Raw genomic sequence first — 8,823 nt, forward strand, 5'->3', positions numbered from 1 at the left:
CACACCCGGGTGGCGGCGGTCCGCCCGCGAACCGCCGCCCGACCGCGTCTCAGCGGCCCTCCCCCCGCATCCACTGCTCCATGAGCGTCAGCAGGTCGTCGGGGTCGACCGGCTTGGTGACGTAGTCCGACGCCCCCGACTCGATGGCCTTCTCCCGGTCCCCCTTCATCGCCTTCGCCGTCAGCGCGATGATCGGCAGCCCGGCGAACTGCGGCATCCGCCGGATCGCGCTGGTCGTCGCGTATCCGTCCATCTCCGGCATCATGATGTCCATCAGCACCACCGACACGTCCTCGTGCTGTTCGAGCACCTCGATGCCCTCGCGCCCGTTCTCCGCGTACAGCACCGCGAGACCGTGCTGCTCCAGGACGGAGGTGAGGGCGAAGACGTTGCGGATGTCGTCGTCGACGATCAGCACCCGCTCGCCCGCGAAGCCGTACGTCCGGCGCGGCGCCGGCTCCGGCCGCTCCTCCGCCTCCTCCGCGCCGTGCTGTACGGACTGCCCCGGGACCGCCGCCCGCCGCTGCTCCGTCGCCTTGCGCCGGTGCCGGAACAGCGCCCCGGACCGGACCTCGGCCGGCGGCGTCGGCGCGAAGTGCAGCAGACGGTCGCCCGACTCCCCACCCAGGGCCTGCGGTTCGGCCGGGTCCGACTGCTCCTGCCCGTAACCGGGGTGCACCGGCTCGCTCGGGCTCAGCGGCAGATACAGCGTGAACGTCGAGCCGCGGCCCGGCTCGCTCGCCGCGTGGATCTCGCCGCCCAGCAGCCGGGCGATCTCCCGGCTGATCGAAAGCCCCAGACCCGTACCCCCGTACTTGCGGCTGGTCGTGCCGTCGGCCTGCTTGAACGCCTCGAAGATGACCCGCATCTTGCCCGCCGCGATGCCGATGCCGGTGTCCGTCACCGAGAAGGCGATCAGCGCGGCGTCCGGGTCGCGCAGCGTGCCCGCCTCCAGGAGCTGCTCCCTGATCGACTGCGGCACGTCCGTGCCCGCCGGGCGGATCACCAGCTCCACGGCGCCCGTGTCGGTGAACTTCACCGCGTTGGACAGCAGGTTGCGCAGCACCTGGAGCAGCCGCTGCTCGTCGGTGTGCAGCGTGGCCGGCAGCTCGGGCGAGACCCGTACCGTGAAGTCGAGACCCTTCTCCGCGGTCAGCGGCCGGAAGGTCGCCTCCACGTAGTCGACGAGCTGCACCAGCGCGATCCGGGTCGGCGAGACGTCCATCTTGCCCGCCTCGACCTTCGACAGGTCCAGGATGTCGTTGATCAGCTGGAGCAGGTCGGAGCCGGCCCCGTGGATGGTCTCCGCGAACTCGACCTGCTTCGGCGTCAGATTGGTGTCCGCGTTGTCCGCGAGCAGCTTGGCCAGGATCAGCAGCGAGTTGAGCGGGGTGCGCAGCTCGTGCGACATGTTGGCCAGGAACTCGGACTTGTAGCGCATCGAGACCGCGAGCTGCTCGGCGCGCTCCTCCAGGACCTGCCGGGCCTCCTCGATCTCGGTGTTCTTCACCTCGATGTCCCGGTTCTGACGGGCCAGCAGCTCCGCCTTGTCCTCCAGCTCGGCGTTGGAGTTCTGCAGCTCCTTCTGCCGGTGCTCCAGCTCCGCCGACCGCTCCCGCAGCTGCTCGGTGAGCTCCTGCGACTGCTGGAGCAGCACCTCGGTACGGGTGTTGACGCTGATCGTGTTGACCGTGGTCGCGATCAGCTCGGCGATCTGGTTGAGGAAGTCCCGCTGGATCTGCGTGAACGGCTGGAAGGACGCCAGCTCGATCACCCCGAGCACCCGCCCCTCGAACAGCACGGGCAGCACGATCACATGGGCCGGGGCGGCCTCGCCGAGCCCCGAGGAGATCTTCAGATAGCCCGGCGGCACATTGACCTGGATGGTCCGCTTCTCCTCGGCCGCCGTCCCGATCAGCGTCTCCCCGGGCCGGAACGAGGTCGGCATCGACCCGGCGGAGTAGCCGTAACTGCCGCGCATCCGCAGCTCGTACGAGCCCTCCCCCTCACCCAGCGGTTCGGCGTCGTTGTGCGCGGAGCCGGTCGGCATCGCCACGAAGAAGGCGCCGTGCTGCGCCGAGACCACCGGGGTCAGCTCGCTCATGATGAGCGAGGCGACGTCCTCCAGGTCCCGGCGGCCCTGCATCAGACCCGAGATCCGGGCCAGGTTGCCCTTCAGCCAGTCCTGCTCGTCGTTGGCGAGGGTCGTGTCGCGCAGGTTGGAGATCATCGTGTTGATGTTGTCCTGGAGCGCCTGGATCTCACCGGCCGCGTCCACGCCGTCGATCTTGACGTTGAGGTCGCCGCGGGTCACCGCCGTGGCGACGGCCGCGATGGCCCGCACCTGGCGGGTCAGGTTCCCGGCCATCTCGTTCACCGACTGGGTCAGGTCCGACCAGGTGCCCTCCACGTCCCGCACCCGGGCCTGACCGCCGAGCTGCCCGTCCGTACCCACCTCGCGGGCCACCCGGGTGACCTCCTCGGCGAAGTTCGACAGCTGGTCGACCATCGTGTTGATGGTGCTCTTCAGCTGCTGGATCTCGCCCCGCGCGTCGATGTCGATCTTCTTGGTGAGGTCGCCCTTGGCGATGGCCGTGGTGACGGCGGCGATCTGACGCACCTGACCGGTCAGGTTGTCGGCCATCGAGTTCACCGACTCGGTCAGGTCCTTCCAGGTGCCCGACACCCCGGGCACCCGCGCCTGGCCGCCCAGTTCGCCCTCGGTGCCCACCTCGCGGGCCACCCGGGTCACCTCGTCGGCGAACGACGAGAGCGTCGTCACCATCGTGTTGACGGTGTCGGCCAGCTCGGCGACCTCGCCGCGCGCGTCCACCGTGACCTTCTTGGTCAGGTCGCCGTTGGCGACGGCCGCGGAGACCCGGGAGATGTTCCGCACCTGGCTGGTCAGGTTGTTGGCCATCAGGTTGACGTTGTCGCTCAGGTCCTTCCAGATGCCCGTCACACCGCGCACCCGGGCCTGGCCGCCGAGGATGCCCTCGGTGCCCACCTCACGGGCCACCCTCGTCACCTCGTCGGCGAAGTTGGACAGCTGGTCGACCATCGTGTTGACGGTCGTCACCAGCTCCAGGATCTCGCCCTTGGCGTCGACGGTGATCTTCTTCGACAGGTCGCCGCGCGCCACGGCGGTGGTGACCTCGGCGATGTTACGGACCTGGAAGGTCAGGTTGTTCGCCATGAAGTTCACCGACTGGGTCAGGTCCTTCCAGGTGCCGGAGACCCCCTGCACCTCGGCCTGACCGCCCAGGATGCCCTCCGTGCCCACCTCGCGGGCCACCCTCGTCACCTGGTCCGCGAAGCTGGACAGCTGGTCCACCATCGTGTTGAGGGTGTTCTTCAGCTCAAGGATCTCGCCCCGCGCGTCCACGTCGATCTTCTGCGACAGGTCACCGCGGGCCACCGCCGTCGCGACCTGCGCGATGTTGCGCACCTGCGCCGTCAGGTTCCCGGCCATGCCGTTCACCGAGTCGGTCAGGTCCCGCCACACACCGGCGACGCCCGGCACCTGCGCCTGACCGCCCAGCCGCCCGTCCGTACCCACCTCGCGGGCCACCCGGGTCACCTGGTCCGCGAAGGCCGAGAGCTGGTCGACCATCGTGTTGATGGTGTTCTTCAGCTCCAGGATCTCGCCCCGCGCGTCCACGTCGATCTTCTGCGACAGGTCGCCCCGCGCCACCGCCGTCGTCACCTGCGCGATCTGCCGCACCTGCGAGGTCAGGTTGCCGGCCATGAAGTTCACCGAGTCGGTGAGCTCCCGCCAGCGCCCGGACACCCCGTCCACCCGGGCCTGACCGCCCAGCCGGCCCTCCGTGCCCACGTCCCTGGCCATCCGCGTGACCTGGTCGGCGAAGGACGACAGCTGCGACACCATCGTGTTGACGGTGTTCTTGAGCTCCAGCATCTCGCCGGCCACGTCCACGGTGACCTTCTGCGACAGGTCGCCGTTGGCCACCGCCGTCGTCACCTGCGCGATGTCCCGCACCTGGCCCGTCAGGTTGCGGAACGCCGTGTTCACCGAGTCGGTCAGGTCCTTCCACGTACCGGCCGCGCCCGGCACCTCCGCCTGACCGCCCAGCAGACCCTCGACACCGACCTCCCGCGCCACCCGGGTCACCTCGGAACCGAACGCGGAGAGCTGGTCCACCATCGTGTTGACGGTGTTCTTCAGCTCCAGCATCTCCCCGGCCACGTCCACCGTGACCTTCTGCGACAGATCACCGTTGGCCACCGCCGTCGTCACCTGCGCGATGTCCCGCACCTGCGTGGTGATGTTCCGGAAGACCGTGTTGACCGAGTCGGTCAGGTCCTTCCACGTGCCCGCCGCGCCCGGCACCTGCGCCTGACCGCCGAGCAGACCCTGCGCGCCCACCTCGCCCGAGACCCGGGTCACCTCGTCGGCGAAGGTCCGCAGCGTCTCCGTCATCTGGTTGATGGTGTCCGCGAGCTGCGCGATCTCGCCGCGCGCCGACACCCGCACCTTCTGCGACAGGTCGCCGTTGGCCACCGCGGTGGTGACCTCCGCGATCCCTCTCACCTGATTGGTCAGATTTCCCGCCATCGTGTTGACGGAATCCGTGAGGTCCTTCCACACACCGGCGACCCCGGCCACCTCCGCCTGACCGCCCAGCTCCCCCTCGGTACCCACCTCACGGGCCACCCGGGTCACCTCGGACGAGAACGAGGACAGCTGGTCCACCATCCTGTTGACGGTGTTCTTCAGCTCCAGCATCTCGCCGGCCACGTTCGCCGTGACCTTCTGCGACAGATCGCCGTTCGCGACCGCCGTCGTCACCAGCGCGATGTCCCGCACCTGGGCCGTCAGCTGGTTCGCCATCGTGTTGACCGAGTCCGTGAGGTCCTTCCACGAACCGGACATGCCCCGCACCTGGGCCTGACCGCCCAGCTTGCCCTCGGTGCCCACCTCCAGGGCCACCCGGGTCACCTCGTCGGCGAACACCGACAGCTGGTCGACCAGGTTGTTCACCGTACGGGCGACCTTCAGGAACTCCCCGCGCAGCGGCCGCGTCGCCCCGTCCACACCCTCCGAACGCAGCTCCATCCGCTGCCCCAGGTCACCCTCGGCCGCCGCCGACAGCACCCGGCTCACCTCGGACACGGGCCGCGCCAACTCGTCCACCAGCGCGTTCGCGGCCTCGACCGCCGCCGCCCACGCCCCCTCGCCGGCCCCGGTCTCCAGCCGCTCCGACAGCTTGCCCTCACGGCCCACCACCCGGCGCACCCGCGACAGCTCACCCGTCAGATGCGTCTGCCGGTCCGCCAGCTCGTTGAAGACGGCGGAGATCTCCGCCATCACCCCGTCGCCCGAGAGCGTCAGCCGCTTGCGGAAGTTGCCGTCCCGCATCGCCGTCAGCGACGCGAGCAGCCGCTCCAGCGCCGCCGCGTCGACCTGGACCGACTCACGACTCCTGGACCGTCCGCCCCTCGCGCGCGTTCCGCCACTGCCGCGTCGCGCTGCCGTGCCAGACTCCACCGTGTCCCTCCCGAAGGGGTCGACGAACATCCCGGGGTACCCCAAGCCTGCCCAGTGTTTCACCATGGTCGAACCCGGCCATAACAGTTCGACGGAAACAGCGACGACCGGCATCCGCTCGGACAGCGAAGGTAAGTAACCTGGCATCCGGCTGTCCAACCGCCCCGGTCCGCCCGGCGGGGGCGTTCACAGCACGCACACAGCACCACCACCGGGCAGCGGGAGGGCAGACCGACCATGGCAGAGCCGGGCACGCGTACGAGGAGTTCAGTGATCACCGCGCGGGCGGCTGCCAGCTTCGATCCCGTCGGACGGTCCGTCGCGACCGCCCGCGCCTTCGTCCGGGACACCCTCCAGGGCTGGGGATACGCCGAGGTCGTCGACGACGCCGTCGTCCTCACCAGCGAACTCGTCACCAACGCCGTCATCCACGCCGGCACCGCGGCCGACGTCCTGTGCCTGCGCGCCGACGACGGCGTCCGCATCGAAGTCGCCGACCGCTACCCCGAGCGCGAGATCCCCCTCCAGCAGGGCCGCACGCTCGCGGGCCCCGAGCGCGAGAACGGCCGGGGCCTGCTGCTCTGCGCCGCCCTCGCCACCCGCTGGGGCGTCGAGTACAGCCCCACCCGCAAACACGTCTGGTTCCACCTCGACCTCCCCGAGCGGCCCGTCGGCACCCGCTCCGCAGGACCCGTCCTGCCCGACCCGCTCCTCCCCGTCACCGAGAGCCGGGTCCGCGTCGCCGTCGTCCAGATCGACCGGGGCGGCGCCATCGCCGCCTGGAACGAGGACGCCGAGGAACTCTTCGGCTACGGCTCCGAGCAGGTCACCGGCAAGCCCCTCGGCGACCTCGCCGCCTGGCCCCACACCCCCGGCATCGGCACCGGACTCGCCGAGGCCCTGCGCCTCTCCCGCTGGGAGGGCAGCTACGGCATCCGCTGCGCCGACGGCCGCGTCATCCCCGTCTACGCCTCCCACCTGCGCGTCCGCGACGCCCAGGGCGAGCCCTCCACGGTCTGCCTCCTCGTCCGCGAGTACGAGCGCGCCGTCCTCCAGACCCCGCAGCGCCCCGCCGCCCCCGAGACCGGGACCGAGAGCCGCGTCGCGGCCGACCCCTTCGAGGTCTTCATCGGCTCCCCCGCCCCCGACGACCTCGACGGCCTCCTCCAGCGCACGGTGGAACGCGCCCGCGACATGCTCGACGGCGACTCCGCCTTCCTCCTCCTCGCCACCGACGACGAGACCGAACTGGAGGTACGGGCCACCACGGGCCTGCCCTCCGCCCGCCAGCGCTTCGCCCGCGTCCCCGTCGAGACCGGCGCCAGCCGCTACGGCTCCGCCCGCATGCCCGCCGTCCACGAGGACCTGGCCGCCGTCCCCGGCGCCGTGCCCCTCCTCGAAGGCACCGGCATGCGCTCGGTCGTCACCGTCCCCCTCAAGGTCGAGGGCCGCCTCACCGGCTCCCTCGGCGTCGCCGCCGAAGGCCCCAACCGCTACTCCAACGAGGAGGCCCTGCGCCTCCAGTTCGCCGCCGACCGGATCGCGCTCGCCGTCGAGTCCGCCCGCCTCGGCGAGCTCGAACGCCTCCGCCGCGGCTCCCTCAGCTTCCTCGTCGAGGCCTCCGACCTCCTGGCCGGCACCCTCGACCGCGACCAGACCCTGGCCCTCATGGCCCAGATGACGGTCCCCACCCTGGCCACCTGGTGCGCCGTCTACACGATCGCGGACCAGGCCTCCGACCCGTACCTCGCCTACGTCCTGCACGAAGACGAGGACCTCATCGACGGCCTGAAGGCCCTGCTCGTCTCCATCTCCCCGCCCGACCCGGTGACGACCCCCGGGGCCCGCGTGTGGACCGCCCCCGGCGACGCCGCCCACCGCGCGGCGCTCAACGCCTCGATGCGCGAACTGGCGGGCCCGGGCAGCCCGGTGTCCTCCGGCATCGGCACCGCCCTCGCGACCGCGACGGCCGTCGGCGGCGAGACCGTGGTCCTGCCGCTCGTCGCCCGCAACCGCGTCATCGGCATGCTGACCCTCGGCAAGCCCTCGGACGACCACTTCCGCCAGGAGATCCTGGAGCTCGCCGAGGACCTCTCCCGCCGGGCCGCCCTGGCTTTGGACAACGCCCGTCTCTATTCGGAGCGCACGGCCATCAGCCGCTCCCTCCAGCGCAGCCTCCTCCCGCCCGGCCTGCCGGTCGTCCCGGGAGTAGAGGTCGACGTCATCTACCGCGCGGCCGGCGAGGGCAACGAGGTCGGCGGCGACTTCTACGACCTCTTCCCCATCAGGGACGGCGCGTACGGGTTCGCCATCGGCGACGTGTGCGGTACGGGCCCCGAGGCCGCCGCCGTCACCGGCCTGGCCCGGCACGCCCTGCGCCTGCTGGCCCGCGAGGGCTTCGGCGGCCCCGCCGTCCTGGAGCGCCTCAACGCGGCGATCCTCGACGAGGGCGCCCGCAGCCGCTTCCTCACCCTCCTGTACGGCGAGATGCGCCCCCAGGAGGACGGCTCGGCCGTCCTGAAGGTCGTCTGCGCCGGGCACCCGCTGCCGCTCCGCCTCAGCCAGGACGGCACGGTCCGCCCGGCGGCGGACCCGCAGCCCCTCCTCGGCGTCATGGAGGACCTGGAGCTCTACGAGCAGACGGTCACCCTGGACCCGGGCGACGTCCTCCTGTGCGTCACGGACGGCGTCACCGAACGCCGCGAGGGCACCCGCATGCTGGGCGACGACGGCCTCACCGAGGTCCTCAGGTCCTGTACGGGCCTGACGGCCGGCGCGGTCGCCTCCCGGGTCCTGCGGGCGGTCGAGCGCTTCGCCCAGGAGCCGGCCTCGGACGACATGGCCATCCTGGCCCTCCGCATCCCGGAGCCGCACAACCGCTGACCCGCCCATGGGCCGTCCCCTCAGGGGACGGCCCTCCTCTCGTCCCCTCTGCTCCGGAAACGCAAAAAGGCCCCCGCCTGATGGCGGGGGCCTTTTCTCTGAGCCCTTTAACGGAATCGAACCGTTGACCTTCTCCTTACCATGGAGACGCTCTACCGACTGAGCTAAAAGGGCGGGTTGTTCGGCGGCGTCCTACTCTCCCACAGGGTCCCCCCTGCAGTACCATCGGCGCTGAAAGGCTTAGCTTCCGGGTTCGGAATGTAACCGGGCGTTTCCCTAACGCTATGACCACCGAAACACTATGAAGTTGAACTCAACCGGAAAGGGAGTTCGTTACTTCAGAACTAACACAGTGGACGCGAGCAACTGAGGACAAGCCCTCGGCCTATTAGTACCGGTCAGCTCCACCCATTACTGGGCTTCCACATCCG

General features: G+C 70.6%; 2 protein-coding genes, 1 tRNA gene and 1 rRNA gene. 1 reads left to right on the forward strand and 3 read right to left on the reverse strand.

The window, feature by feature from the left end; translation table 11 throughout:
* Positions 1-49: 49 nt before the first annotated feature.
* Entirely contained in the window at positions 50-5,509 is a 5,460-nt protein-coding gene (locus ABTZ54_RS13765) for a HAMP domain-containing protein (RefSeq protein ID WP_351661619.1), read from the reverse strand.
* A gap of 237 nt (positions 5,510-5,746) precedes the next feature.
* Between ABTZ54_RS13765 and ABTZ54_RS13770 the strand changes: the two genes are divergently transcribed.
* Positions 5,747-8,392, forward strand: coding sequence for a SpoIIE family protein phosphatase (locus ABTZ54_RS13770; protein ID WP_351661621.1), 2,646 nt, complete (start codon positions 5,747-5,749; stop codon positions 8,390-8,392).
* A gap of 101 nt (positions 8,393-8,493) precedes the next feature.
* Here the strand turns inward: ABTZ54_RS13770 and ABTZ54_RS13775 are convergent.
* Positions 8,494-8,566, reverse strand: a tRNA-Thr gene (locus tag ABTZ54_RS13775).
* A gap of 5 nt (positions 8,567-8,571) precedes the next feature.
* A 5S ribosomal RNA gene (rrf, locus tag ABTZ54_RS13780) occupies positions 8,572-8,688 on the reverse strand.
* Positions 8,689-8,823: the final 135 nt, after the last annotated feature.

Source organism: Streptomyces sp. NPDC094032 (assembly GCF_040303965.1).
Classification (GTDB): domain Bacteria; phylum Actinomycetota; class Actinomycetes; order Streptomycetales; family Streptomycetaceae; genus Streptomyces.